The organism is Achromobacter animicus, assembly GCF_902859585.1.
GTDB lineage: Bacteria > Pseudomonadota > Gammaproteobacteria > Burkholderiales > Burkholderiaceae_B > Achromobacter > Achromobacter animicus.
Genome location: NZ_CADIJM010000046.1, coordinates 1 through 576, shown reverse-complemented (window position 1 = coordinate 576; position 576 = coordinate 1). Strand labels below are relative to the sequence as shown.

Annotated in this window: 1 rRNA gene; it reads right to left on the bottom strand. The window is 47.7% G+C overall.

Annotation, left to right across the window (positions count from 1 at the left end):
• Window positions 1-373 precede the first annotated feature (373 nt).
• A 16S ribosomal RNA gene (locus HV681_RS27700) occupies window positions 374-576 on the bottom strand; the annotation flags it as partial.

Sequence of the window (576 nt, the reverse complement as noted above, 5' to 3'; positions counted from 1 at the left end):
CATCCACCATATGCACTTAGTCGCTTGATCCTATAACGCTGTAGGCTATAGGACCTGAGTATTAGCGTTTGTGCCGTTCATAAGTTTCAAAGCAGTCTGAGGTTTATCACCCCAGTCTTGAGAACTTGGAACAAAAAATAATGCAATCACAACCCGTGCCCATCTTCATCAGCAATGCCGATTACTTGATGAACACATTTTCGTTGTGCTTCTTCCAGATTGTTAAAGAACAAATGTAGCTGTTGGGTAAAACCCAACTGATAGCGCTGCAAGCAGCGCTATCAGTTAGTTTCTACGCTGCGCCAAACCAATGACGCCAGCTACAACAAACAACCGATAAGAGTGGACGCTTAACACGAGCACATAAGCTCTGAAAGGAGGTGATCCAGCCGCACCTTCCGATACGGCTACCTTGTTACGACTTCACCCCAGTCATGAATCCTACCGTGGTAATCGCCCTCCTTGCGGTTAGGCTAACTACTTCTGGTAAAACCCACTCCCATGGTGTGACGGGCGGTGTGTACAAGACCCGGGAACGTATTCACCGCGACATGCTGATCCGCGATTACTAGCGAT